This window comes from Pseudomonas brassicacearum (genome assembly GCF_000585995.1).
Lineage (GTDB): Bacteria > Pseudomonadota > Gammaproteobacteria > Pseudomonadales > Pseudomonadaceae > Aquipseudomonas > Aquipseudomonas brassicacearum_A.
On sequence record NZ_CP007410.1, the window covers coordinates 4301895 to 4327411 of the forward strand.

Consider the following 25517-nt stretch of genomic DNA (forward strand, 5'->3'; position numbering starts at 1 on the left):
GCTCGCCGATAAACCGTTCCTTCTCAACGAGCTTTGCTGATGAAGCTGGCCAGCCGCGAAAAATCGATGATTGCCTGGGTGCTGTACTTCAGCATCCTGTTCGGTTCGTTGCTGTGCGCGATGGGCCATGGACAAATGGCCGGCTTGCGATTGAGCGGTTTGGACGGCGGACTGTTTTGCTCTACTGACGGCGGGGCAATATTCGAGGGCCTGCAGGATGTGCCCGCCCCTTCGCTGCCCGTCGTCGCTGATTGCGTCATTGCGAGCCTGTTCGGTGCGATCCTGCTGGCGGCGTTTTTCGGGCTGCTCGCCCTGCTTGCCGGCGAGCCAACCAAGCCCTTGCCCGCACAACCGACCCGTTGCCTACCCAGGCAGCGATGGCCCTTGATCAATCCTCGCGCCTCCCCCGCCCTGCTTCCCTCGCCTTGACATCATCACCACTTGCCGCTGCATGACGCGCGGTCGGTGTGTGCTCATCGAATTAAGCCAGGAAGCTTTTCATGTTTCGCTTGACTACTTTAGCGCTGCTCGCGGGCAGCACCTGCGCGTGGGCGCAAGACACGACACTGAACTTACCCACCAGCTACATCAACGCCTCGGCCGACCAGCCGAAACCGGCCACCAGCCTGGACCTGGACACCCCCATCGAAAGCGGCTCGCGCCTGAACCTCAGTGCTCGGGAAAATCCCGCCTCTGTGAGCGTGGCCGATCGCAAGACAATGGAACGCATCGGGGCACGCAACTTTCAGGACGCGGCGAACGCCCTGCCTGGGGTGAACGCTTCCGCGCCGCCCGGCTGGGGTGGCTATGTGTCGTACCGTGGTTTCAACGGTGCCCAGATCAGCCAGTTGTTCAACGGCATCAATCTGCAATACGGCGGCGCAGCACGTCCGGTCGCCGCCTGGATTTATGACCGGGTGGAATTGCTCGGCGGCCCCTCCTCGTTCCTCAACGGCAGCGGTGCCGTGGGTGGCAGCCTGAACGTGATCACCAAGCTTGCCAACCGCGACGAAGATACCTTCGAAGGCCGGATGAGCTACGGTCGCTACGACACCTGGGAAACCGCGGTCGGCTTCAATAAAGCGCTCAACAGTGGCGATGGCCCACGCCACTACGCGCGCCTCGACTACAGCCGCACCAACAGCAACGGCTACATCGACCGCCAGGAGAACGGTGCGGGCAACCTGGCCTTCTCGCTGCTCAGCGACATCAACGACCGACTCTCCCATACGCTGGCGATCGAGTACCTGGAGGAGAAGGAAGACAGTCCCTACTGGGGCACGCCGGTGCTGCAACCGCTGACCGGCAAGCTGCAGATCGACAAGCGCAACCGCTTCAACAACTACAACGTCGAGGACGGTCGCTACGAGCAGAGCACCCGCTGGATACGCTCGATCACCGACTACCAGCTGGACGACAACACCCAATTGCGCAATACCTTCTACCACTACGATGGCCAGCGCGATTACCGCAACCTTGAGGTCTACCGCTACAACAGCGACAACAGCGCCATCGCCCGCTCCGGCGGTTACCGCCAGCGGCACGACCAGGAGGTCAACGGTGACCGCATCGAGCTGACTCACCAGGCTCAACTGTTCGGCCTGGCCAGCGATTGGGCGCTGGGCGTGGATTACAACACCAACCAGCAAACCAACTACCCGTTGTCCAAAGGCGCCTTCGACACCATCGATCCAGATGGCTTCGAGCCGGGCCACTTCCTGGACATTCCGGGGATGGATGCACCGCGCAGTAAAGGTCGCAGCACTTGGACTGATACTTCTTCGGCGTTCGTCGAGAACCGCACGCGCCTGACCGAGCAACTGGCACTGATCACTGCGCTGCGCTATGACCATATCGATTTCGAGGTGGTCGATCATGCGGCGCAGGCCAGGCTCGACAAGCGTTGGGATGCAATCACGGGACGCCTGGGCCTGGTGTACGACCTGACGTCGAATGTCAGCCTTTATACCCAATATAGTACGTCGGCCGAGCCGCCGGGAGGGACGCTTACCAGCGCCTCCATTGCCCAGGTGGGCGACTTCGACTTGAGCACCGGTCGCCAATTCGAGGTGGGCAGCAAGTTCGATTTTCTTGACGGTCGCGGCTCGGCCACCGCCGCGGCCTACCGCATCGTGCGCAAGAACATCTCCGTCCCCTCCTCGACGGTGCCCAACACCACCGAACAAGCGGGTCAACAAACCTCCACCGGCATAGAGCTGGCCGCGTCATTCAAGATCACGCCCAAGCTATTGGCGGCCGGTAACTTCAGTTGGGTAAGGGCTGAGTACGACGAGTTCAATGAAACCATCGCCGGTGTTGTGTTCTCGCGCAAAGGCAAGAATCCGGTGAATATTCCCGACCGCGTAGCCAATCTCTGGCTGACCTATGACGTGGCTCCTGACTGGCAGCTCGGGGCTGACGTGCGCTATGTGTCGTCGGTCTACGCCAACACCGCCAATACGACCTGGGTGCCCTCGTACACTGTCTATGGTTTGTCCATGACCCACGATCTGGACAAACACGTACAGGTCAGCGCGCGCCTGCGCAACCTGACCGACGAGGTCTATGCCCGTTTCATCCACCAGAGCAACACCCAGTATTACGTGGGCGAGCCGCGCAGTCTGGAAATCGCTGTGCAGTGGAAGTACTGACGACCCCGAACGGAATGCAGCACACGGTCTGGCGACCTGACAGGTCTAATCATGATTCGGAGCGCAGTCCTTCCCGCGTTGATCAGCCTGTTTGAATGGCCCGCTGGACGGGACCGCCAGGGACGGCGGCTTTCACTGTTTTTTCTCTGGGCTCAACGCTCATGGGGCTTACCCTCTAATCGGCAATTGAGCGTCCATTGTTCGTACGGACTAAAACTTGAAGCGCCCGACCAATCCTTGAAGTTGGCCAGAAATGGCCGTCATTCGCCCCGATCCGGCATGGGCTGAATGCGCGAACTCCTCTACCATCTGCGCATCGGCGTGGATCTGTGCGATGTGCCGATTGATCTCCTCCGCCACTTGATGCTGCTCCTCTGCCGCCGTGGCGATCTGGGTGTTCTGGTCGCGAATCGAGTCCACTGAAGCGCGGATCTTGTCGAAGCTGTCGCGGGCCCGCTGGATCCGCTGCACGCTAGCCTGGGACGCTTGCAGGCTGCCTTGCATCTGCTGGGTGACTTCCTGGGTGCGGCGAGCGAGGTTACCCAGTAGGCTGTCTATTTCGCCGGTAGAGTCGGAGGTGCGACGAGCCAGGGCGCGAACTTCATCCGCGACCACTGCAAAGCCACGCCCTTGATCACCCGCACGGGCGGCTTCGATGGCGGCGTTGAGCGCCAGCAAGTTGGTCTGCTCGGCAATCGAGCGAATGGTGTCGAGAATCGCATTGATGTTATTGCTGTCTTGCTCGAGCAGCTGCATGGTCTGGGTCGATACCTGCAGCTCCTCACTGAGCTTGAGCACGCTGCCGGTGGCTTCGCTGATTTGCTTCTGGCCATCGTGCACGTCGCGGTAGCCTTCGTCAGCACTCGACGCCGCGGCACTGCAGGAACGTGCGACCTCATTGGCAGTGGCGAGCATTTCATTGAAAGCGGTGCTTACCAATTCCACCGCCTCACGTTGGCGGCCGGCAGCCAGGTTCATGTTATTGGCGACTTCGTTGGTGTCAGCGGCAGCGACTTGCAGATCGGACGACGCATTGCCAATACGCTTCACCAACTGAGCGATCATGCTTAGAAACTGATTGAACCAACCGGCCAGGTTGGCAGTTTCGTCCTTGCCCCGTACTTGGAGTTGACGTGTAAGGTCACCTTCACCTTCGGCAATCTCTTGCAACCCATCAGCCACGCCACGAATCGGGCGCACGATCACGCTGGCAAAACCAGCACCAACGATGGCGAACACCACGGCCAATGCAACAGCGATGGCTGCAATCAACCAGGTCAGGCTCATGGCGTCGGCCATCACTTCATCACGCTTGATCAGGCCAATAAAACGCCATCCCAGGCCATCGGAACTCAGGACGTTGACCATGTATGGCACACCATCGATCTCGACTTGAGTCACCCCATCAGCGCTTTTGGCCAATTCGGCATAGCCGGGTCCTAGCTCACCTAACGGCTTGAAATTGTTTTTGGCATTTGCGGGATCGACCAAGACATTGCCATTGGCCTCGACCAACATCAGGTAACCACTCTTGCCCAACTTGATGGCTTTGACCAATTCAGTCAGTTGCTTGAGCGATACGTCCACGCCAACGACGCCCACCGCGGCACCGCTCGCGTCATTGATCGTGCGGACCGTGCTGACCAGCACCATGTCATCGGGTGCCCAGTAATACGCGCCCGTCCTTACGGTTGAGCCTCGTGCGGCTTCCATGGCAGCCTTGTACCAAGGTCGCACCCGTGGGTCGTAGCTGGCCATTGTCTGGTCATCGGGCCAACCTGCAAAACCTCCGTCATTGAGTCCAAGGGAAATGGAAGCCGTGGTTGGGTGGGTTTCTGCGAAACTGTCGAATACCACCTGGATCTGTCGATCGACCTTCGTCACAGGCGTTTTCGGGGCGTCAGCGGCCGTATAGTTCTTCAATCCCTGAACGTTGGCGATCCGAGGGTCTTTGGCAAGGTATTCGACGTTTTGGCGGATGCTGTCGAAAAACTGCCGCATCCCGCGGTCAATCTGCCTGATTTCGCGGCCACTGCTATCCAGGAAACTGGCTTGCGCTGCGCTACGCAAGTTCAGTACGACAACCATTGCGACCAATATGACTGGCGCGCAGGCGATAGCGGCAAACGCCCACGTGAGTTTCTGTTTGATGTTCATGAGTATTCCTGGGCAGGCAGATGGAACGTGGGCGCCCATGGGTAAAAGCGCCCGCGGCGAGTGCCGTAAACGTTGCTCACACGACGTGGAAACGAGACAACTCGGTCGTCATTTTTCTTTCAGATAATGCCTGCCCTCCTCTCAAGAGGAGGGACGAGAAGGCCGACGCATCGTCAATTCAGAAACGCCCAGGAGCGAAGGGTGCCGGCTCTACCACTGGTGTTTCTCCCATCATTAATTCCGCAAGCAGCCGGCCACTGACCGGACCTAGCGTAAAACCTTGATGAGCATGGCCGAAGTTGAACCAGAGCCCCTTATGCGACGGCGCGGCACCAATGACCGGTTTCATATCAACGGTACAAGGTCGCGCACCGCTCCATGGCGTCCGCTCAACCTGAGATCCCAATGCCAAGAGTTGTCGGGCCGCGCTTTCGGCCTTCCCTAGCTGCACTGGGGTCAGAGGCGCATCGAGACGGGCGAATTCGGCCCCCGTTGATAGACGCACACCACGCTTCATCGGCGCCAACATGTAGCCTTGCTCGGTATCAAGCACGGGGCGACTCAAGTTTGCCCCGTCGGCGAAATGGGCGTGATAACCACGCTTGATAAACAACGGGATGCGGTAACCCATGGGCCTCAGCAACTCTTGGGCCCAAGGACCAAGCGCCACGACGACCTGTGATGCTTCGACCGGCCCGGACTCGGTGGAGACTCGCCAGCCAGCTCCCGCTTGGCGCAATGAACGGGCATCGCCGCGTTCAAACTGTCCGCCCTCACGCAAGAAGAGCTCGGCATAGCGTTGCACCAGCTCTCCCGGATCAACACAGGTCCAAGGTTGAAGCCAGTGAATCCCCCCAACGAGAGCTTCACCCAAAGCGGGTTCTGCGAGCCTGAGCCCGGCGCCGTCCAACGCTTGCGACAATACACCGTGCGCACTCACACGCTGGGCGCTCTCCATCGCCTTTTCATATTTTTCCGGGGTTCGAAAAGCTTGAATCCAACCTTTGCGCACGATCAGGTGTTGGGCCTCGCTTTGCTCGATCAACTCGGAGTGCTCGCTGATTGAATGCTCGACCAAGGTCCGAAAGGCGTCCGCAATAGCTTGGTAATGCCTTGGCGCTGAGTTGGCCCAATACCTGGTCAGCGTAGGCATGTACTCCGGCAGCGCACGCAGATGATAATTGACGCCGATATCGCGCTTGGTCACCACTCTCATCAGGCTCGCCAGGTCCCTTGGGAACCCGTACGGTTCAACGGCCTCGCGCTGGATGATCCCGGCATTACCGTATGACGTCTCGCGCCCGGGCGCCCCCTTGTCTACCAAGGTCACCGCACAGCCCCGGCGTTGCAGATGCAGGGCCGTGCTTATACCAACGATGCCGGCACCCAGTACTACTACTTGTTTGTCGTTCACGCTGCCTCCAACTCAAGCACGCTGCTGCGCGATGACACTGATTTCAACCAACGCATCCACCACGAGGCCGGCACAGACGGTAGCGCGAACAGGCAAATTGGCCGTGAAAAACGAAGCATAAATCCTGTTGAACTCGGCGAAGTTACTCCGCTCGGTCAAGTACACCGTGACGCTCACAACGTCATCCAACGACAGTGACTCAGCTTCCAGTGTTTGAGCAATGCGCATCAAGGTCAGGCGCGTTTGTGCCTCGATACCCTCCGGGAAGCTGCCATCCTCATTGAACGGCAACTCTCCAGACAAAAACACGAGACCTTGGCTGTGGCGGACTTTTGAAAAGGGCAGATTGCTAACCGTCATTGTGGTGATTCTCTCTAAGCGGACTTATGAACGCGCCTATAACAGGCGCCATTTTTAGCCATCGACTCGACCGAGCGTGTCACAGCAGATCGGAAATCGGTCTACAAGCTTTATCGATGGATAAGTATATACAGGACTAAGCATTTAACGTGCCTGTTAGACAAGGACCCCCTTCAGACCCCTGATCCGAAGTGGATCGAGCACTACTTCTGTCCAAAATACTGTCCGCAGAAAGCCTTACCATGCGCTTCCTTTCGACTCATCAATGAGATACCGGAAACACTCCGATGCAACCTTCAGTTACACCTGAAAAAATATTCATGTGAGCCCCCCCTGGCCTGGAAGGCGTTTACGAGCAGCGATCAACAGAAAAGATAAGGCTTGGCCTGAACATTGCGTTGCCTATATATACAGGATCATACAGCACCACTTCCTTGTGGCCCTGCACCTAAGAGGTAATCAATGAAAAAACTGCACCAGATGACTGCCGCGACTACCGAAGGGATGAGCCTCGCAGACCGGATCGCCGAATTGGCGACACTCTTCCACTACAGCCTCCCGCACGAAATCCTTCAAAGCGCTGAACAGCCGAGCCCGCAGCGTCCCCTGCGGCACCATCCAGATCGCAATACCTTCCAGCAAAATTCCCGAGAGGTTAGCCTTGTATGAACGCCAACGACCTGACCCTGCTTGCTCGCGCTGAAGTACGCGAATTGGCCAGTTACAACGCCGGCCTCGCCGCTGATGCAGTGCGCAAACGCTTCGGTCTGACACGCGTCGCTAAATTGGGCAGCAATGAAAACCCAATGGGCACCGCCCCCGCTGTCAACGCCGCGACCACCCAAGCCTGCCATGAGATTGCGCTGTACCCCGACTCTGGCTGCCAGGCACTACGCTCCGCACTCTCGGAAAAACTTGATGTTCCGGAAGATCGCTTCGTGTTCGGCAACGGTTCTGAGGATTTGCTGAGTGTCATCAGCCGAGTGTTTCTGGACCATGATGATGAAGTGGTTACCGTAGTGCCCTCCTTCGGCTTGCATTTTATTTTTCCAGTGGCAGCCGGCGCTCGGGTAATCGGTGTCCCCATGACCGACCAAGGCACTTTTGACGTGGCGGCCATGATTTCCGCCCTTACACCGCATACCCATGTGCTGATGTTTTCCTGCCCCTCCAATCCGGTTGGCTGCACCTTGAGCGCAATCGAATTGAAGCAATTGCTCGATGCATTACCTCCGAAGTGCTTGCTGGTGTTTGACGAAGCCTATTACGAATACGCCCAATGGGAGCCTGAGTACCCAGACTGCCTCGGCTTGATCCAGGCCAGCGGCAAGCCGTTTATCCTGCTTCGAACCTTCTCCAAGGCCTATTCATTGGCAGGTTTACGCATCGGCTATGGCATTGTCAGCGACCCGCTACTGGCCGATTTGATCAATCGCCTGCGCACCCCCTTCAACGTAAACCGAGTGGCCCAAGCCGCTGCGGTCGCCGCGCTGGCCGATGAAAATCATCTGAATGCTGGCCTCTCCCACGTCGCCAGCGAACGCCGACGACTGGAGATCGCACTGCAAGAGCAAGGCATCACAACTGCCCCCTCCATGGCTAACTTCCTTTTTTTCAGCACCCCTTATCCTGCCGAAGTCATCAACCAGGCATTGCTGCGAGAAGGGGTCATCATCAAGCCTTGGCGCGAAGCGGGATATACTCAGTACTTGCGGGTATCTATAGGAAGCTGTGAGGATAACGATCTTTTCCTCCATTCCTTGGCAAGAGTCCTTGCCGCACAAGAGACACGGACCGACTGATGATCAAAAATGCACCACAAGCGCTCTACCGACGCGCGAAGGAATTTGTGCTGGACCAACTTCGAGCGGGCGTTTGGAAACCTGGCGACCTGATCTACTCAGAGAACCAGTTGGTGCAAGAGCTGGGCATCTCGCGCATGACCGTCAATCGAGCCCTGCGCGAGCTGACCGAAGAAGGTCTATTGGTGCGGATTTCAGGTGTTGGAACATTCGTAGCCGAAAGCAAGCCGCAATCGAACCTGTTGCGCATCACCAACATCGCTGACGAGATTCTCGCTCGGGGTCATAGTTACGGCTGTCGCGTCCTGCACCTGGGACGCGAATCCGCATCGATGTCAGTCGCTTCCGCCCTGGGCCTGCCCACGGGCTCTTCGGTTTTTCATCTGGTTTGTGCGCACAGCGAAGAAGACGTGCCAGTGCAGCTTGAGGATCGTTACGTCAATCCCGAGCTGGTGCCAGAGTTCCTGAAACAAAAATTCGGCGAACACCTGCAACCGGCCAAATACCTTTTGCAAGTCATCAAGCCCGACGAAATGGAACATATCGTAGAGGCCTGCCACCCCAGCGCAGAGGAGAGCAAACATCTGCAAATCGATGCAACTGAACCTTGCCTGGCCCTCATACGCCGGACTTGGAGCCAAAACAAAATTGTCACCTTTGTGCGGCTCGTCCACCCCTCCTCCCGCTATCGACTGGGTAGTCGCTTACCCATGAATGCAGCTCACAGAGACGTCTGACTCTTCGACACATCTGCCGTAAAACTTGACCAGCGCCGCTTCCAAAGGGCGTCGGTCGCTTTCTGATTCATACATCACAATAGACCCAGGCCCTACGCCCGTAGTGACCGGAAAAACGAAACTGATCACCCCCTCCCCTCAGCGTTTCCAGCCCTTCTTCCACCCATGCACATCCGAGCAGATAAATGGCTGCTTGATTGGCTATGCCTGTATGTACAAGTATGTATTTACGCGGTAAAGTCGATCCGTCACCTCGACACGCTTAAACCAAAAAATGGGCTCTGTGTACCACTCCCATAGCGACACACACGAGCTCCGTACCGCATCCGTGCGCTCAAGCGCTCTTTGGTCCTTAGGAATAAAAACAATGAAAAAATCTATTTTGACCCTCTCCGTACTGGCGTTGTGTGTGGCTGGCAGCTTTGCCTCGGCCAAGGAGTACAAGGAGTTGCGGTTCGGCGTTGACCCCTCTTATGCCCCTTTCGAGTCCAAAGCTGCCGACGGTAGCCTGGTGGGCTTTGACATCGACTTAGGCAATGCGATTTGTGCTGAATTGAAAGTGAAGTGCAAATGGGTCGAGAGTGATTTTGACGGCATGATTCCCGGCCTGAAAGCCAACAAATTCGACGGCGTGATCTCCGCCATGACCGTGACATCCTCGCGCGAAAAGGTCATCGACTTCTCCGATGAGCTGTTCTCCGTTCCTACCTCCTTCGTTTTCAAGAAAGGCTCCGGCCTGACCGAAGATATCAAGACGCTCGTCGGCAAGACGGTTGGTTATGAGCAAGGCACCACAGAGGAAGCTTATGCAAAAGCCGTACTGAACAAGGCCGGGGTCAAAACCCAAGCCTATGCCAACCAGGATCAGGTCTATTCGGACTTAGTGACTGGCCGTCTCGATGCCTCGATCCAGAATATGTTGCAAGCCGAAATGGGCTTCTTGAAGTCGCCGCAAGGGGCGAATTTTGAGGTAAGTAAAGCAGTCGAGCATGAACTGTTGCCCGCGAAAACCGCGGTAGGTCTCGCCCAAGGCAACGCCGATCTCAAGGCCCTGATAAACAAAGGCATCAAGGCACTGCATGAGGATGGCAGCTATGTAGCCATCCAGAAAAAACACTTTGGTGATCAGAATATCTACAGCGGTAAATAACACGCTGCGCCCATTTTCGGATGGGCGTTTTTTCTTGATTGACGAAGGGCTGTCCAATGCTAGAAAACCTATTGCAGACTCTAGGCTTCAGCCTAAAGGGTTTCGGCCCGCTGTTGCTGCAAGGCTCCTGGATGACTGTCAAATTATCCGCACTGTGCTTGTTGCTGAGCGTGGGCCTGGGCTTGATCGGTGCCAGCGCGAAACTCTCGAAGTCAGCCTTGCTACGCATCCCTGCGCAAGCCTACACCACGCTTATCCGCGGCGTGCCCGACCTGGTCTTGATGCTGCTGATCTTCTATAGCCTTCAGACGTGGCTGACGAATCTGACCGATGCCTTTGGCTGGGAATATATCGAAATCAATCCGTTCAGCGCAGGGGTCATCACCCTGGGCTTCATCTACGGTGCGTATTTCACCGAAACCTTCCGCGGAGCGATTCTCGCCGTTCCAAAGGGGCAATTAGAAGCAGCCACGGCCTATGGCCTGACCCGCGCCCAACGATTCCGCCTGGTGCTTTTCCCGCAAATGATGCGCTTTGCATTACCGGGCATTGGCAACAACTGGATGGTGATCCTGAAAGCGACCGCACTGGTCTCGATCATTGGTCTGGCTGACCTGGTCAAGGTTGCCCAGGATGCAGGAAAGAGTTCCTATCAACTGTTCTTCTTCCTGGTCCTTGCAGCGTTGATCTATTTGGTTATCACCACCGCATCAAACTATGTCTTGCGCAGGCTGGAAAGTTTTTACGCCGCAGGCACTCGGGAGGCCGTGCGATGATCGAGCTATTGCAAGAATATTGGAAACCCTTCCTGTACCACGATGGTTATCACATCACGGGCTTGGCGATGACATTATGGCTGCTCAGTGCCTCGCTCTTCTTCGGCTTCTTGATGGCGGTCCCGCTGTCGATTGCCAGGGTATCAAGCAACCTTTTCGTGCGCTGGCCCGTGCAGTTCTATACCTATTTGTTCCGTGGCACACCTCTGTATATACAGCTACTGATCTGCTACACCGGCATCTACAGCCTCGCTGCGGTGCGCTCCCAACCGCTTCTTGATGCATTCTTTCGCGATGCGTTGAACTGCACCATTCTGGCCTTTGCCTTGAACACTTGCGCCTACACTACGGAGATCTTCTCCGGGGCGATTCGCAACATGAATCATGGTGAAGTCGAAGCAGCGAAGGCCTTTGGGCTTCGAGGATGGAAGCTTTACACCTATATCATCATGCCGTCTGCATTGCGTCGCTCACTGCCGAACTACAGCAACGAAGTGATACTGATGCTGCATTCCACCACGGTCGCTTTCACCGCCACGGTACCGGACATCCTCAAGGTTGCCAGAGATGCCAATTCAGCAACATTTCTGACCTTCCAATCGTTCGGCATCGCCGCAGCGATTTACCTCGTTATCACTTTCTCTCTGGTCGGTCTGTTCCGTCTGGCTGAGCGCCGTTGGCTGTCATTCCTCGGCCCAGCTCATTAATTCAGGGTGCTTGAATATGTACAAACTGACCGTAGAAAACCTGCATAAAAGTTATGGCGACCACGAAGTCCTCAAGGGTGTTTCACTGAACGCAAAGGCCGGCGACGTCATTAGCCTGATCGGTGCCAGCGGGTCGGGCAAAAGCACCTTTTTGCGCTGTATCAACTTTCTGGAAATCCCTAGCAACGGCGCCATGAGCCTCGACAATCAGCCCATACGCATGATCCATGACCACCACGGCATGCGCGTTGCAAATGCAGATGAACTGCAGCGGCTGCGCACGCGACTGGCGATGGTATTCCAGCATTTCAATCTGTGGAGCCACATGACCGTGCTCGACAACATCACAATGGCCCCTCGCCGAGTGTTGGGGGTCAGCAAGAAGGATGCAGAGGAGCTGGCTCGGCGTTACCTGGACAAGGTTGGTTTACCATCGCGAGTTGCCGATCAATACCCGGCCTTTCTCTCGGGCGGCCAGCAGCAGCGCGTCGCGATAGCCCGGGCGCTGGCCATGGAACCGGAAATCATGCTGTTCGATGAACCCACTTCTGCCCTGGATCCTGAACTCGTGGGAGAAGTGCTGAAGGTCATTCAGGGCCTCGCCGAAGAAGGCAGAACCATGATCATGGTGACGCACGAAATGAGCTTCGCTCGTAAGGTATCGAACCAGGTGTTGTTCTTGCACCAAGGGCTCGTAGAAGAGCAAGGGCCGCCTGAGGAAGTGCTGGGGAACCCTAAGAGCGAGCGTTTGCAGCAATTTCTCAGCGGCAATCTGAAATAACCGAAGTGCCTTAAGCCGACTGGACACTTACCGCGCCTGAAAAATGTTTTCAGGCGCGCGATTGCGGCCGGAATGGTTCGCCGTTCTGTTGACTAGAAGAGCCCCGTGCGAGAGCAATCCCAGCGTCTTGCTATGGCTCAGCTCATGATCCCTGGCTGAAACTGTCACGGCGCGCCCAGTGCGCAAAGCTTGATGGCAAAACCTGCATCAATGCCATTCGAACGAAAAAAACTAATCACGTGAAGATAATCATGCCGACAACAATAGCGGTCAAAAATCTGCTTGATTAGGCTTGTATATACATGATTATATTTACTCGCCTGATGTAGCGAAAACCAACAATAAGCTGCAAGTCATTTCGAGAGGATTACCGGTGAGCAAACCACTCCATTTCCGCAATATCGAAATCCGCGCCCCTCGCGGTAACACGCTGACCGCCAAGAGCTGGCTGACCGAAGCGCCGCTGCGGATGTTGATGAACAACCTCGATCCGGAAGTGGCCGAGAACCCCAAGGAGTTGGTGGTCTACGGTGGCATCGGCCGCGCGGCGCGCAACTGGGAGTGCTACGACAAGATCGTCGAAAGCCTCACCAACCTGAACGACGACGAAACCCTGCTGGTGCAATCCGGCAAGCCGGTGGGCGTGTTCAAGACCCACAGCAACGCCCCTCGCGTACTGATCGCCAACTCCAACCTGGTGCCGCACTGGGCCAGTTGGGAGCACTTCAACGAACTCGACGCCAAGGGCCTGGCCATGTACGGCCAGATGACAGCCGGCAGCTGGATCTACATCGGCAGCCAGGGCATCGTGCAGGGCACGTATGAAACCTTCGTCGAGGCTGGTCGCCAGCATTACGATTCCAACCTCAAGGGCCGTTGGGTGCTGACCGCCGGCCTGGGCGGCATGGGCGGTGCGCAACCGTTGGCCGCGACCTTGGCCGGCGCATGCTCGCTTAACATCGAGTGCCAGCAGGTGAGCATCGATTTCCGCCTGAAAACCCGCTACGTCGACGAGCAGGCCAAAGACCTCGACGACGCCCTGGCGCGCATCGAGAAATACATCGCCGAAGGCAAGGCGATTTCCATTGCACTGTGTGGGAACGCGGCGGAAATCCTGCCGGAAATGGTCCGTCGTGGTGTGCGTCCGGACATGGTCACCGACCAGACCAGCGCCCACGATCCCCTCAACGGCTATCTGCCGGCCGGCTGGACCTGGGACGAATACCGTGCCCGCGCCAAGACCGAGCCCGCCGCCGTGGTGAAGGCCGCCAAGCAATCGATGGCCGTCCACGTCAAAGCCATGCTGGCCTTCCAGAAAATGGGCGTGCCGACCTTCGATTACGGCAACAACATCCGCCAGATGGCCCAGGAAGAGGGCGTCGAAAATGCCTTCGACTTCCCGGGTTTCGTCCCGGCCTACATCCGTCCGCTGTTTTGCCGCGGCATCGGCCCGTTCCGCTGGGCGGCGCTGTCGGGTGACCCGCAGGACATCTACAAGACCGACGCCAAGGTCAAGGAACTGATCCCCGACGACGCCCACCTGCACAACTGGCTGGACATGGCCCGCGAGCGCATCAGTTTCCAGGGCTTGCCGGCACGGATCTGCTGGGTTGGCCTGGGCCAGCGCGCCAAGTTGGGCCTGGCGTTCAACGAGATGGTGCGCAGCGGTGAGCTGTCGGCGCCGATCGTCATCGGCCGTGACCACCTCGACTCCGGTTCCGTGGCCAGCCCGAACCGTGAAACAGAATCCATGCAGGACGGCTCCGACGCCGTTTCCGACTGGCCGCTGCTCAATGCCTTGCTCAACACCGCCAGTGGCGCGACTTGGGTATCGCTGCACCACGGTGGCGGCGTCGGCATGGGCTTCTCCCAGCACTCGGGCATGGTGATCGTCTGCGATGGTACCGATGAAGCGGCCGAGCGGATTGCCCGCGTGCTGCACAACGATCCGGCGACCGGCGTGATGCGCCATGCCGATGCCGGTTACCAGATCGCCATTGATTGCGCGAATGAGCAAGGCTTGAACCTGCCAATGATCACTCTTGTTAAAGGAGCCAAAGCATGAAAACACTTAACGTTATCCCAGGCCAATTGAGCCTTGCCCAACTGCGTGCCGTTTACCAGCACCCAGTAAAAATCACCCTCGACCACAGTGCCTCTGCGCAAATTGAAGCCAGTGTCGCTTGCGTGGAGCAGATCCTCGCCGAGAATCGCACCGCCTACGGTATCAATACCGGTTTCGGCCTGCTGGCCTCGACCCGTATCGCCAGTGAAGATCTGGAAAATCTGCAACGTTCGCTAGTACTGTCCCACGCCGCTGGTGTGGGTGAGCCGATCAGCGATGCGCTGGTGCGGTTGATCATGGTGCTCAAGGTCAATAGCCTCAGCCGTGGTTTCTCCGGCATACGCCGCGTGGTGATCGATGCTCTGATAGCATTGATCAACGCCGAGGTGTATCCGCATATTCCGTTAAAAGGTTCGGTCGGCGCATCTGGTGACTTGGCACCTTTGGCGCACATGTCCCTCGTGCTGCTGGGAGAAGGCAAAGCCCGTCATAAGGGCGAATGGCTGGAAGCCACCGAAGCACTGAAGGTGGCCGGTTTGGCGCCGTTGACGCTGGCTGCCAAAGAGGGTTTGGCGTTGCTCAACGGTACCCAGGTGTCCACTGCTTATGCTCTGCGCGGTTTGTTCGAGGGCGAAGACCTGTTTGCAGGCGCCTTGGCCATCGGTGCGTTGACGGTCGAAGCTGTCTTGGGCTCCCGCTCGCCGTTTGACGCACGTATCCATGCCGCTCGCGGCCAGAAGGCCCAGATTGATACAGCTACTGCTTATCGCGACCTGCTGGGCCAAAGCAGTGAGGTCGCCGATTCGCACAAAGACTGCGGCAAGGTCCAAGATCCCTACTCTCTACGCTGCCAACCTCAAGTCATGGGCGCATGCCTGACCCAGCTCCGTCAGGCCGCGGAAGTATTAGTCGTCGAAGCGAATGCCGTATCCGATAACCCACTGGTCTTTGCCGTTGAAGGTGACGTGATCTCTGGCGGCAACTTCCACGCCGAGCCAGTGGCCATGGCCGCAGACAATATGGCATTGGCCATTGCTGAAATCGGCTCGCTGAGCGAGCGCCGCATTTCGTTGATGATGGACAAACACATGTCACAACTGCCGCCGTTCCTGGTAGCCAATGGCGGCGTGAACTCGGGCTTCATGATTTCTCAGGTGACAGCAGCAGCGCTGGCCAGCGAGAACAAGGCGCTAGCTCACCCCCATTCCGTAGACAGCCTGCCCACATCCGCCAATCAGGAAGATCACGTGTCGATGGCACCCGCCGCCGGCAAACGGTTGTGGGAAATGGCTGAAAACACCCGTGGAATCCTGGCTGTGGAGTGGCTAGCGGCCTGCCAAGGTCTGGACTTGCGTGACGGCTTGAAGACGTCGCCCAAGCTGGAACTGGCCAGGAAGAGTCTGCGAAGCAAAGTGGCCTATTACGAGAAGGATCGCTTCTTCGCGCCGGATATCAATGCGGCCAGTGAATTATTGGCTTCCGGCTGCTTGAACGACTTGGTATTGAACACATTGTTGCCCAGCATCTGATAGATGATATCCGCCATGATCGCGTGAGTTATTCTAGCTGATAGTCCCGTACGCGTTAAATGCCCAGGCAGTTTTTTGCTCCACAGCTATGACGATAGATTCTCGTTTTGGCTGTGGAGCTTTTTATTGCTTCCCAGTAATAGTCTTATGTAAGTGCGCGGGAAAATTAGCTTGACAACAGCATTACCCCCCTAAGGCTCCTTATGCGCTCAAAATTCTGATACCAGCAGCATTCCCTGATCACGCGAACTCCGCTCAAGTACCTCCTGGTTCTGAGCCGGGAGAGCTCATCACTACAAATAAGGCATTAACGTCAATGCCCTCTCATCACACCAGCTCACCCCTTCTACGTCGACCGCACGATCAAGCATTTGTAAGACACACTTGCATACCTACCAACTGGATGGTATGTTTTGATCGGTTTCACACCTCCCCTACACCTACAGGGCATCGCGCCCAAAGTGGAATATCCCATGCAAGATTGGAAGCAAACTCGAAAAGACGTCAGCGCCCGCCTAGTGCAACTGAATGGCCTATCCCCAGAGACCATGAAAGGTTTGGCTTCTTTAGGGAGCGCCGGCGAAAGAACAAACCACCTCGACGCTAAGACTCGTGAACTGATCTCACTCGCAGTTGCCGTCACCACCCGTTGCGACGGCTGCATCGCTTTCCACGCAGCTGAGGCCAAAAAGCTCGGCGTAACGACTGAAGAGGTCTCAGAAGCTTTGGGCGTTGCGATTAATATGAACGCTGGCGCTGCATTGGTTTACAGCACTCACGTTTTGGATGCATTCGATAAATCTTGATACCCAGCAGTGCGGAAGGATCAATAATAGTAGAGGCTTAGCTACCCCCGTCGCCAGTTAAATCTGAGAAGTCGCTAAAGCCCTATAAGCTGTTCTGCATGCCATTAGCCAACCACGTCGTTGTGCTGATGGCCTGCCGATGAAATCAAAGTCTTTACATTATCCGAACTTCGTTATCGCTGATACTCCGGCTGAAGCGTAACTGTATTCAAGCAAAGGCTACGCTGGGCTAAACATGGCCTGGCCGGTCGCAAAGCGGAGCTTAGCTTGCCTATACGCCAGTCGGACACTTAGCCCAGCAACATCCTGACGCGCTTCCTACACTCATTCGGACAGTCAATTTGAGAGCGCATCGAAATTTTAGTCCGACCTACAGAACATCCTTTAAGTCAGCTAAGACTGCTTTCTTCAACGCGGCAGCCGATCGAGAGCCAGCCAAAACCAAACGTAATCGCCCTTCGTAGAAAATCGCCAAGGATGGAACCGACCGGACACCATGCATCTGGGAGATCGTGGGCGAAACAGCCACATCAATCTTCCCGAATGCGGCGCGCGACTGCAGCTTTTCTGCCAGCTCATTAAAAACCGGTTTCATTTCTTGACAGGGCTTGCACTAGGACGCCGAAAACAGCACAGCGCAGTTACCTTTTGCAACGAATCGGGCGAACTCTCCGGCTTTCACGTCTACAATACGGCTCATCTGCACTTCACCCACAACATCATTCCAAACCCAGAAATTGCGGCACCAACAGTGCCGAAGCATCTCTGGTATTAATTACATCCATCAAGCCCGCAAACTTGACTGCTGGACGACTCATGTTCGTCACTTGGTTCGAAATACATTTGATTGAGTGCTTGAGAAAAGATCTCTTGAGGCTGAGCCCCCGAAATAGAAAATGAACTATTGAAAACAAAAAACGGGACGCCCGAGTGAAATTGCCCCATAGCACGCTCGTCTTCCTGCATCCGGTGAAACAATTCATTAGATGACCACGCGAGTCGAATCGACTCATCAGAAACACCTACAGATTTTGCAATCGACTCTAAACTACCTCGGTCAAATAGTGACTTACCCTGGGTAGTACTTTGCTCATAGAGCGCCTCCACCAAGTGCGTCTTCAATACTTCATCGTCAATCGCTTTGACGAGGACATGCGCATCCGCGGTGTCACCAAACATCATGGTTTCAAAACGGTAATCAAGCCCTAAAGATTGGCCATATTGCTTTACCGCACTCATCATATTCAAAACAGCGGTTGAACTGCCTAATTTGACTTTAAGGGCTCTCACCATAGACTCAGCAGTATGGTTAGGGGCAAGACGATACGCTCTCACGTTTACCTGTACATCGTCTTTGTACGGAAAGTCCTCAAGCGCATTCTCAAAACGACGCTTGGCGACCCAACACCAAGGACAGACGAAATCAGACCAAATATCCACTACAAACTTTTTCGAAATAGCGCTCATACACCCCTCTATATTAAAATAAATAAAAAACGCTGCTACCCATTGAGCAAAGTTCAAAAACCGTTTAAAAACAAAAAGCAACGCGCTCAATTACAATAGCAAAGGTAGCAACGCCAGTAGGCCTTGCCTACTGGCGCTCTCAAGGTTGTAAAGATGAAAGATCTGATAATATCAGTCCTCACGAACCTCGAGGGTTGGCACCATGCGGATGGCTTTGGAGAAATTCGCGTAATTAACTGATGTTTTAATTACATTTTTGTGCAGTTCTTCTACACGCTCAAGAGGTGCATCGGTGTGAAGACGGATTACGACCCGCACTTGGTCGTACCCTGGGTTTACGCTCTCGTCGATGCCCAGAAAACCACGCAAATCGAGAGTGCCGTCGGTCTCAATTTCCAGACTGTGGATTTTAATGCCCATCATGGCTGCGTTAGCTGCGTAACCTACCGCCATACAGGCGTTCAGCGCGGCCATCAGCAGCTCTTGAGGATTTGGCGCCGAGTTCTGACCTAACAGTTCAATTGGCTCATCGGCGACGATTTCGAAATCACGCGAATAGGTTTCACCGGCTAAGCTGTAACGGCTGACTTTCGCCACAGAGCGCGTCTGGCCTTTCCACTGGGTATTGACGTTGAAGCTCGCGTGACGCTTATTCGCATCCTCCGCAACACCTTGAGCAAACTGCTGCAGAGCTACGACATCAATACCATTCAGATTAGTTGTCATTAAAAAACCCTCTATTGAACGCATTTTTTGGCTGGATAAATGTTACGCACAGCAATCCTACCTATTAGTAGGTTTGCTAGCAATAAAATTCTTTGACCTGGTACCCCACCTCCCACGTGCTAACGGTGCGATCAGCTCCTATCCCTAATTAAACGTAGCTTATGGCGAAGTACCGCCTGTCCGATCTGACAGGCGGAGAAACGCTTGGAAGGTGTGTGCGAACAGAAAACCTATTTGTGGGATTAGATCAGCTGTTGAGGTGGACTGCAGAGGGGGTAGAAATATGAAGCCCACCTAATAAGATGGGCAAACACAACGTGAAAGGCTTCCTACTGATTTTGGTAATCTGATTCTCAGTGTATATTACGAAACGACAATACTATTCAATATCAAATCAAACCCAGACTGATCAACAACTGTATCATTGAGCGCCCAAGATACAAAACTGCTACCCTCAAGCAAGCTCAATATCGCCCGTGAAACTGTTCTGGGATTAAGATCCGCCTTTATAACCTTTTCAGATTGACCCAATGCGAGATTATTTTCCAACCAAGCAATATGGATTTCAAAAAACCTCCTAGTCAAATCCTTAAGACTGTCCGGCAGAGCAGAAAGTTCGGCAGCGAGCGCACCACATAAGGGTAGCATTCCATTTTTTGAGCTATCAATAAACAGCTTAGAAAACTCTCTCAACCGAACGATCGTGTCGGTGCTCTCTTCATTTATCAATTCTAGACTCTTCACAAACCTAAAAAGATAGCTATCAATAACGGCAATTCCAAGCCCTTCCTTTGTAGGAAAGTGATGATGAATACTCGCCTTTTTTATACCAATTTCGTCAGCCAAATCGGCATAGCTAAATGCAGCGTACCCTTTGGTACGCAGCAACAGCTCGGCAGTGGTTAAAAGGTCAGAACGAGTACTCATAAATCTTACCTTGCATTATTGACACACGCATATTAACTGCTTTACAGCAACGATTCAACTTAAAGCGATGAAAGCACGTCATAAACCGTGCTCTCATTGGCATTAAGCTATACTCCTACATGGCTCGAACTGTTCTCTATTTTTTCCGAGCGCACGGCTTTGGAACGGACGGCCTTTGCCCAACCCAGCATTAGAGCTCCAGCGACTACCGGTATAGATAAAACAGTATATGTTCCATTAGGATAATCGAAACCCAATAGCACCAGCACTACGAGCAAGAAACCCAGGGTCAGCCAAGAAGTAAACGGAGCACCTGGCATTCTAAACGAGACCATCTCGGCTTCACCTCTCTTCACCGCACGACGATACATTATTTGAGAAAGTACAATGAATGCCCAAGTGGAAAGGATCCCCAGAGAAACTAGATTAAGCAGCAGCTCAAATAGCTGGGACGGAATTAGAAAATTCAATAGCACGCCAAATACGTTGATCCCCATTGTCACTAAGATCCCCATATAGGGAACCCCTTGGGTGCTCATACGTTTAAACATCTTGGGGGCAGATCCTCCCATGGCTAGCGATCTCAGTACCCGCCCCGTTGCGTACAAGCCTGAGTTCAGACTAGAGAGTGCGGCAGTCATTACAACGATATTCATAACGGAGCCAATTCCAGGAATGCCGAGCGCTTCAAAGAACGTCACGAAAGGGCTGACATTAGCGCTGTAGGCCGTCCACGGCAATACAGTGACTAGCAAGAATACCGAGCCTACGTAAAAAAGCCCTATTCTCCAAACCACGCCATTGATTGCTTTAGGGATGACCCTTTTGGCATCTGCCGTCTCACCAGCAGCGGTTCCCACCAACTCTATACTCGCATAAGCAAAAATTACGCCTTGCACGATAATAATCGCCGGCAGAAAGCCATGGGGAAAAACACCTCCATTATCCGAGATCAAATGCAGACCCGGGATGTGCCCCGCCACCTCGTGGCCAGTTGCAAAAAAAAACGAGCCGACAATCAAAAAAATGCTGATAGCTGCCACCTTAATAACAGCAAACCAAAACTCCATTTCACCAAACCATTTGACACCAACCATGTTCATCAATGTCACAACGCCCAAGGCGCTAAGCGCGAATATCCACTGTGGAACGTCCGAAAAAACGCTCCAGTATTTCATGTATATCGCAATCGCTGTTATGTCAACTACACCCGTTAGTGCCCAAACCAAGAAGTACATCCAGCCCGCTACAAAGGAGGCGCGCTCCCCCATAAACTCTCTAGTATAAGATACAAAACTCCCGCTGCTAGGGCGGTGCATAACCAGCTCACCCAATGCTCTTAGTATGAAAAAGGCGAAAACTCCACACACTAAATACACCACCGCAAGTGCAGGCCCGGCAATTTGAAGTCTGGCCCCTGCTCCCAAGAACAACCCAGTGCCGATAGCTCCGCCGAGTGCCATCATCTGCACATGGCGTTTTTTTAGGTGTTTTGAGTAGCCACTTTCATGAGAGTCAAGCCAGTTCGATCTGTCTCTCAATTCGCTTTCACACTGAACGGCTGGAGCGGGCTGTACGTTTTTCTTTTTCATGTGTCACCCAAACAATTAATTTGCAGATATTTTTCTTATCCCTTGCAAACTTAAGTCTTTCCTCCCCAGCTTCAAAGAGAAGAAAGAGAGCGCACCGCGCCTTCACCATTACGGTTATTAGGCCTCGCTCTAGAAATGTCCTCGCGCGCCATAAGCATCACATTTCGGTCGAAAAGGCCGAAACCATCAGGCACGAAAAACCTACCATCTACTCGGTAGCCATGCAATAGATTTTATAATACAAGGATAACTCTCTGTTTTTAAAGACGTTTTTACTAAACGCAAACCAGATGGTAGACATTTAATAAATTTAGTACTTTAATCTCAGTGACACGCGCAACGACACGCCCCCACTACTCAAGAAATGGCAGCCTGTATGAAGAAATATAAAACCGTGCAAACCCTGCTCGCCCATGCTTCTATCAACCCCAATCAGCATCATGGTTTCGTGAATACACCGGTTTACCGGGGCTCCACCGTAGCTTTTCCTACATCGGAATCGATGCGCGAGGGTCGCCAAAAATATTCGTATGGCCGGTGGAATAACCCTTCGACAGAGGCATTGACTCAGGCCCTCCAGCAGTTGGAGGGAGCGGAAGGCACGGTTCTTTGTCCTTCAGGGCTCTCGGCATGCACGACTGCCATACTGTCTGTCGTGGGAACTGGGGATCATCTGCTAGTTGCCGACAATGTGTATGCGCCGATAAGGGCTTTTTGTGAGCAGGTGGGTCAACGGCTGGGGATTGAGGTCTCGTTTTACGATCCGACAATAGGAGCCGGAATCGTTGACTTGCTCAAGCCGAACACTAAAGCGATCTATACCGAATCTCCTGGCTCCTTGACTTTGGAAATACAAGACCTCCCTGCTATAGCCAAGGTTGCACATGATCATGACATCCTAGTTATTGCAGACAACACTTGGGGCACCCCGCTTTACTTTCCTTCATTGGAACTTGGTGTTGATCTGTCCATCATGGCAGCTACGAAATATATCGTCGGTCACTCCGATGCGGTTCTTGGCACCGTATCAGCCTCCAAGCGCGCGTGGGACAGCCTCAAACGATTCCATTTCAGCATGGGCTTATTTGCGAGTCCAGATGACGTGACGCTGGCGCTCCGGGGCATGAGAACACTTGATGTGCGACTGGAGCGTCATTACAGAAACGCTACGATTGTCGCCAAGTGGTTGGAGACACGCGAGGAGGTGAAAGCGGTTTATTATCCTGCATTAGAATCTCACCCTCAGCACCAGTTATGGAAGAGGGATTTTAAAGGAGCGTCCGGTTTACTCTCCTTCGTGACCAAACCTTCAACACAAGTAGCGGCAGATGCACTTTTGGATAGCCTATCGTTGTTTTCAATTGGTTACTCTTGGGGTGGTTTTGAAAGCTTGGCGATGATTGCCGACCCCAAACCCGTCAGAAGTGCGACCTCTTGGGAAGTCGACGGGCACCTGGTGCGGCTTCATATCGGTCTTGAAGATCCATCTGATCTTATCTCCGATCTCGAAGAAGGCTTTGCGAGGTTCAATATGTTACGTAGCCAGCAGATTATCGAATACTCATGAAACTGTGTTAGGCACAGCGCATTATGGGCTGTGCCTAACGCGTGAAGGCGATCAACCCGAAGGGTTTGGCCGCCCGGCACCAACTCATGTTCTCGCTTCATAACTCGACCCGGTGTCGCGGCAGCAAAAGTCGTTTTCCAAACAGGAGTACGGTGTTCGAGGGGGGGCAGATGCAAAGTTTCCTGAAGTGGTCTGCTCATCTCTCGTTTGTCAATGAGTAACACCTGACACACTCGATCGAACCAGAGGCGCTTTCTTGTCGGTCTTACTTTACTCAATGTTTGTAAACACTTGACACTCAAACCCACTGGGCCATCACGAGGATAACCGCTGGAAGTGCTAATCCTGCCAGCATGGTCTGGCAAGCGATGATCCCAGCCATAAGGGGGGCGTCTCCCCCTAATTGCCTTGCCATGATGTAGGAGGATGAGGCTGTGGGCAGTGCCTGGAATAGAAGTGCTGCAACCGCGGCCTTTCCTTCAAGTTCGAATAGGTGGCACGCCAAAAGCGTAACCAGTGGCATGATTATAAACTTGGTCAGCGACGAGTAACCCACCGGGCGAAACCATTGTCTTATGCTTCCGAACTCAAGCGCAGCACCAACGCAGAGCAATCCGAGCGGCAGTGACGCTTGTCCCAAGGCCTTGAGCATCGGCTCAATACCGACAGGCAGTCCCCAGCCCGAGACCTGGATCAATCCGCCGGCGAAGCACGCGAGTATCAGTGGGTTCAATGCCAACTGCTTGAGGACTTTGCTAAATGGCATCCTGCCGGCTGACCCGTACTTCGCGAATACCATTACGCACAGGATGTTCACGCTGGGCACTATGGCCGCGTTCGCGACCGCTGCCAGGGCTATACCCTGCACACCGAACAGGCCCGCGGCTGCCGACACGCCTACGTAGTTATTGAAACGTATCCCACCCTGAAAAACCGAAGTGAACGCAGCATCGTCCATGGTGATCAGCGACTTCGCGCCCAACAACATTAGCGATACCACCACAGTCGAGAATACGAGCACCGAAACCATGCTTTGAAAGGGCACGCCATCAAGGTTGGCGGTCGCCAGTCCGTGAAAGAAAAGAGAAGGCAGCAACACGTAATACGCCAGGCGCTCTGCCTGTGCCCAAAAAGTATCCGTCAGAAATTGACGACGCTTGAGCCACGCGCCCAGCACGATCAGTAGTGCGATGGGCAACAAGGCAGTCAACAAGGAAAGGGTCATACGCGTGCCTTGGTTTTTTGTGCCGACGGTTCACATCCCACAATCAGTCGGCTCATCAGCGGCATGTCTACGGCAGGTCCAGTGATCATGGTGCCCTCAAGAACTCACTTGTACGAGGACCACGATAAGAGGTCGGACTCCAAAATAAAAACGTTTTAAACTTCAGCAATCAACAAGTATTACTCATGGTTTATCGTGCAAGACATGCGCTTTCACCGCGTTCGCCAGGGCTACCGCCAGTCGCCCAAGGGGACGATCTTCGCGCTCCAGCAATACCACGCGCCTGGTTTTTTGAGGCATGCCGAACGGCCCAACGGCCAGTGTTTTCAAGCTTGCGACTTGATGTCCAGAGAGTGGAATGATGGATACGCCCAGTCCGCTTGAGACCATCTGGATAATCGCATCCTGGCTATCCAGTTCCATGCTGGTCTGCACGCGCAGCCGCATAGCGCGAAGCTCTCGCTCAATCGTTCGACCTGCCCAGGCGCGAGGATCAAATCGAATGAACGGCTGGCTTTTGAGTAGAAGCTTCAAGTCCTCATGCGCATGAGACACCGGCGCGATGATCCAGAACCCTTCCTCGTAAAGTACCGTGCTTGCCAGGCCATAAGGGTGTGGCTTCACCGGCTCCGTGGTGATCGCAACGTCAAGCTCGCCCGCCTCCACGCGCGTGGCCAACTCAGCGGACATTCCCGACGCAACAGTAATGCGCAGGTGAGGATGCTCAGCACGCATTGCCGACAACGCGAGGGGCAAGGCGCTCGCCAGCGCTGTATGAATGGCACCGATTCTGAGCCTGCCGCGCAACTCAGTGTCGCCTCCAATCTCGGAGGAGATCCCGTCGTATAGGGCTAGAATTTCTCGCGCGCGCTCAACGGCAATATGGCCTGCATCCGTCAGCACCGGCAACCGTCGTGAGCGGTCAAACAGGCGTGTATTGAAATCCTCCTCCAAAGACCGAACATGAAGGCTGACAGCTGATTGGGTCAGGTGCACGGCGTCCGCTGCTCTAACAAAAGAACCGTATTGGGCAATGGCAAGCAGTGTTCGAAGCGCGCGTAATGACATAGCCATTCAT

General features: G+C 54.6%; 24 protein-coding genes and 1 pseudogene. 14 read left to right on the plus strand and 11 right to left on the minus strand.

The annotated features are described in order from the left end of the window. Nucleotides 1-39 precede the first annotated feature (39 nt). A complete protein-coding gene (locus CD58_RS18170; RefSeq protein ID WP_025214421.1) occupies nucleotides 40-429 on the plus strand; it encodes a DUF2946 family protein in 390 nt (129 codons plus the stop codon). A 71-nt stretch (nucleotides 430-500) separates the two neighbouring features. After that, a complete protein-coding gene (locus CD58_RS18175) occupies nucleotides 501-2651 on the plus strand; it encodes a TonB-dependent receptor (RefSeq protein WP_025214422.1) in 2151 nt (716 codons plus the stop codon). A 210-nt stretch (nucleotides 2652-2861) separates the two neighbouring features. Here the strand turns inward: CD58_RS18175 and CD58_RS31935 are convergent, their stop codons facing one another. The 4 genes and pseudogenes from CD58_RS31935 to CD58_RS18190 all read right to left on the minus strand — a co-directional run bounded on the left by CD58_RS31935 (nucleotide 2862) and on the right by CD58_RS18190 (nucleotide 6582). Then, entirely contained in the window at nucleotides 2862-3716 is an 855-nt protein-coding gene (locus tag CD58_RS31935) for a methyl-accepting chemotaxis protein (RefSeq protein ID WP_371925671.1), read from the minus strand. Between the two features lie 9 nt (nucleotides 3717-3725). Then, a pseudogene (locus CD58_RS31940) lies at nucleotides 3726-4847 on the minus strand (cache domain-containing protein); the annotation flags it as partial. Between the two features lie 139 nt (nucleotides 4848-4986). Beyond that, complete coding sequence (locus CD58_RS18185) at nucleotides 4987-6222, minus strand: NAD(P)/FAD-dependent oxidoreductase (protein ID WP_025214424.1); 1236 nt, start codon at nucleotides 6220-6222, stop codon at nucleotides 4987-4989. Between the two features lie 12 nt (nucleotides 6223-6234). Beyond that, nucleotides 6235-6582 carry a RidA family protein gene (locus tag CD58_RS18190; protein ID WP_025214425.1) on the minus strand — a complete coding sequence of 116 codons (348 nt, stop codon included), beginning with the start codon at nucleotides 6580-6582 and terminating at the stop codon, nucleotides 6235-6237. Between the two features lie 462 nt (nucleotides 6583-7044). Here CD58_RS18190 and CD58_RS18195 point away from each other — a divergent pair, with 462 nt between their 5' ends. From CD58_RS18195 to CD58_RS18240, 10 genes are all read left to right on the plus strand, one after another. Continuing rightward, entirely contained in the window at nucleotides 7045-7251 is a 207-nt protein-coding gene (locus tag CD58_RS18195; RefSeq protein ID WP_025214426.1) for a hypothetical protein, read from the plus strand. After that, the gene (locus CD58_RS18200) at nucleotides 7248-8384 is read left to right on the plus strand and encodes an aminotransferase class I/II-fold pyridoxal phosphate-dependent enzyme (protein ID WP_025214427.1); all 1137 of its coding nucleotides are present in this window, start codon (nucleotides 7248-7250) and stop codon (nucleotides 8382-8384) included. Before CD58_RS18195 ends, CD58_RS18200 begins: the two co-directional genes overlap by 4 nt. Further along, complete coding sequence (gene hutC / locus CD58_RS18205) at nucleotides 8384-9121, plus strand: histidine utilization repressor (RefSeq protein WP_025214428.1); 738 nt, start codon at nucleotides 8384-8386, stop codon at nucleotides 9119-9121. Before CD58_RS18200 ends, hutC begins: the two co-directional genes overlap by 1 nt. A 367-nt stretch (nucleotides 9122-9488) precedes the next feature. Then, nucleotides 9489-10271 carry a transporter substrate-binding domain-containing protein gene (locus CD58_RS18210; protein ID WP_025214429.1) on the plus strand — a complete coding sequence of 261 codons (783 nt, stop codon included), beginning with the start codon at nucleotides 9489-9491 and terminating at the stop codon, nucleotides 10269-10271. 56 nt (nucleotides 10272-10327) lie between these two features. Further along, nucleotides 10328-11047, plus strand: a complete 720-nt coding sequence (locus CD58_RS18215) for an ABC transporter permease (RefSeq protein ID WP_025214430.1) — start codon at nucleotides 10328-10330, stop codon at nucleotides 11045-11047. Then, nucleotides 11044-11754, plus strand: a complete 711-nt coding sequence (locus tag CD58_RS18220; RefSeq protein ID WP_025214431.1) for an ABC transporter permease — start codon at nucleotides 11044-11046, stop codon at nucleotides 11752-11754. Before CD58_RS18215 ends, CD58_RS18220 begins: the two co-directional genes overlap by 4 nt. 16 nt (nucleotides 11755-11770) lie before the next feature. Further along, a complete protein-coding gene (locus tag CD58_RS18225) occupies nucleotides 11771-12535 on the plus strand; it encodes an ABC transporter ATP-binding protein (RefSeq protein WP_025214432.1) in 765 nt (254 codons plus the stop codon). 373 nt (nucleotides 12536-12908) lie between these two features. Next, nucleotides 12909-14600 carry a urocanate hydratase gene (hutU, locus tag CD58_RS18230; RefSeq protein ID WP_025214433.1) on the plus strand — a complete coding sequence of 564 codons (1692 nt, stop codon included), beginning with the start codon at nucleotides 12909-12911 and terminating at the stop codon, nucleotides 14598-14600. Next, entirely contained in the window at nucleotides 14597-16129 is a 1533-nt protein-coding gene (gene hutH / locus CD58_RS18235) for a histidine ammonia-lyase (RefSeq protein WP_025214434.1), read from the plus strand. The genes hutU and hutH overlap by 4 nt, the downstream gene beginning before the upstream one ends. 473 nt (nucleotides 16130-16602) lie before the next feature. Continuing rightward, the gene (locus CD58_RS18240) at nucleotides 16603-16935 is read left to right on the plus strand and encodes a carboxymuconolactone decarboxylase family protein (RefSeq protein WP_025214435.1); all 333 of its coding nucleotides are present in this window, start codon (nucleotides 16603-16605) and stop codon (nucleotides 16933-16935) included. A gap of 370 nt (nucleotides 16936-17305) precedes the next feature. On the opposite strand, the gene CD58_RS18245 is transcribed toward CD58_RS18240, so the two are convergent. Next, the gene (locus CD58_RS18245) at nucleotides 17306-17530 is read right to left on the minus strand and encodes a thioredoxin family protein (RefSeq protein WP_223528801.1); all 225 of its coding nucleotides are present in this window, start codon (nucleotides 17528-17530) and stop codon (nucleotides 17306-17308) included. Here CD58_RS18245 and CD58_RS31495 point away from each other — a divergent pair. After that, nucleotides 17432-17710 (plus strand): hypothetical protein, encoded by a 279-nt coding sequence (locus CD58_RS31495; RefSeq protein ID WP_235195341.1) that lies wholly within the window; start codon nucleotides 17432-17434, stop codon nucleotides 17708-17710. The two genes, CD58_RS18245 and CD58_RS31495, sit on opposite strands and share 99 nt — an antisense overlap. Here the strand turns inward: CD58_RS31495 and CD58_RS18250 are convergent. The 4 genes from CD58_RS18250 to CD58_RS18265 all read right to left on the minus strand — a co-directional run bounded on the left by CD58_RS18250 (nucleotide 17707) and on the right by CD58_RS18265 (nucleotide 21647). Beyond that, the gene (locus CD58_RS18250) at nucleotides 17707-18402 is read right to left on the minus strand and encodes a DsbA family oxidoreductase (protein ID WP_025214436.1); all 696 of its coding nucleotides are present in this window, start codon (nucleotides 18400-18402) and stop codon (nucleotides 17707-17709) included. The genes CD58_RS31495 and CD58_RS18250 overlap by 4 nt on opposite strands. Before the next feature lie 171 nt (nucleotides 18403-18573). Then, nucleotides 18574-19128, minus strand: a complete 555-nt coding sequence (locus CD58_RS18255; protein WP_025214437.1) for an OsmC family protein — start codon at nucleotides 19126-19128, stop codon at nucleotides 18574-18576. A gap of 363 nt (nucleotides 19129-19491) precedes the next feature. Beyond that, entirely contained in the window at nucleotides 19492-20055 is a 564-nt protein-coding gene (locus CD58_RS18260; RefSeq protein WP_025214438.1) for a TetR/AcrR family transcriptional regulator, read from the minus strand. 107 nt (nucleotides 20056-20162) lie between these two features. Beyond that, complete coding sequence (locus CD58_RS18265) at nucleotides 20163-21647, minus strand: amino acid permease (RefSeq protein ID WP_025214439.1); 1485 nt, start codon at nucleotides 21645-21647, stop codon at nucleotides 20163-20165. A gap of 376 nt (nucleotides 21648-22023) precedes the next feature. Between CD58_RS18265 and metC the strand changes: the two genes are divergently transcribed. After that, nucleotides 22024-23214: a cystathionine beta-lyase gene (gene metC, locus CD58_RS18270; protein WP_025214440.1), complete on the plus strand. Its 1191-nt coding sequence runs from the start codon at nucleotides 22024-22026 to the stop codon at nucleotides 23212-23214. Between the two features lie 298 nt (nucleotides 23215-23512). Here the strand turns inward: metC and CD58_RS18275 are convergent, their stop codons facing one another. Continuing rightward, a complete protein-coding gene (locus tag CD58_RS18275) occupies nucleotides 23513-24439 on the minus strand; it encodes an AEC family transporter (protein ID WP_025214441.1) in 927 nt (308 codons plus the stop codon). 183 nt (nucleotides 24440-24622) lie between these two features. After that, nucleotides 24623-25507, minus strand: a complete 885-nt coding sequence (locus CD58_RS18280; RefSeq protein WP_025214442.1) for a LysR family transcriptional regulator — start codon at nucleotides 25505-25507, stop codon at nucleotides 24623-24625. Nucleotides 25508-25517 lie beyond the last annotated feature (10 nt).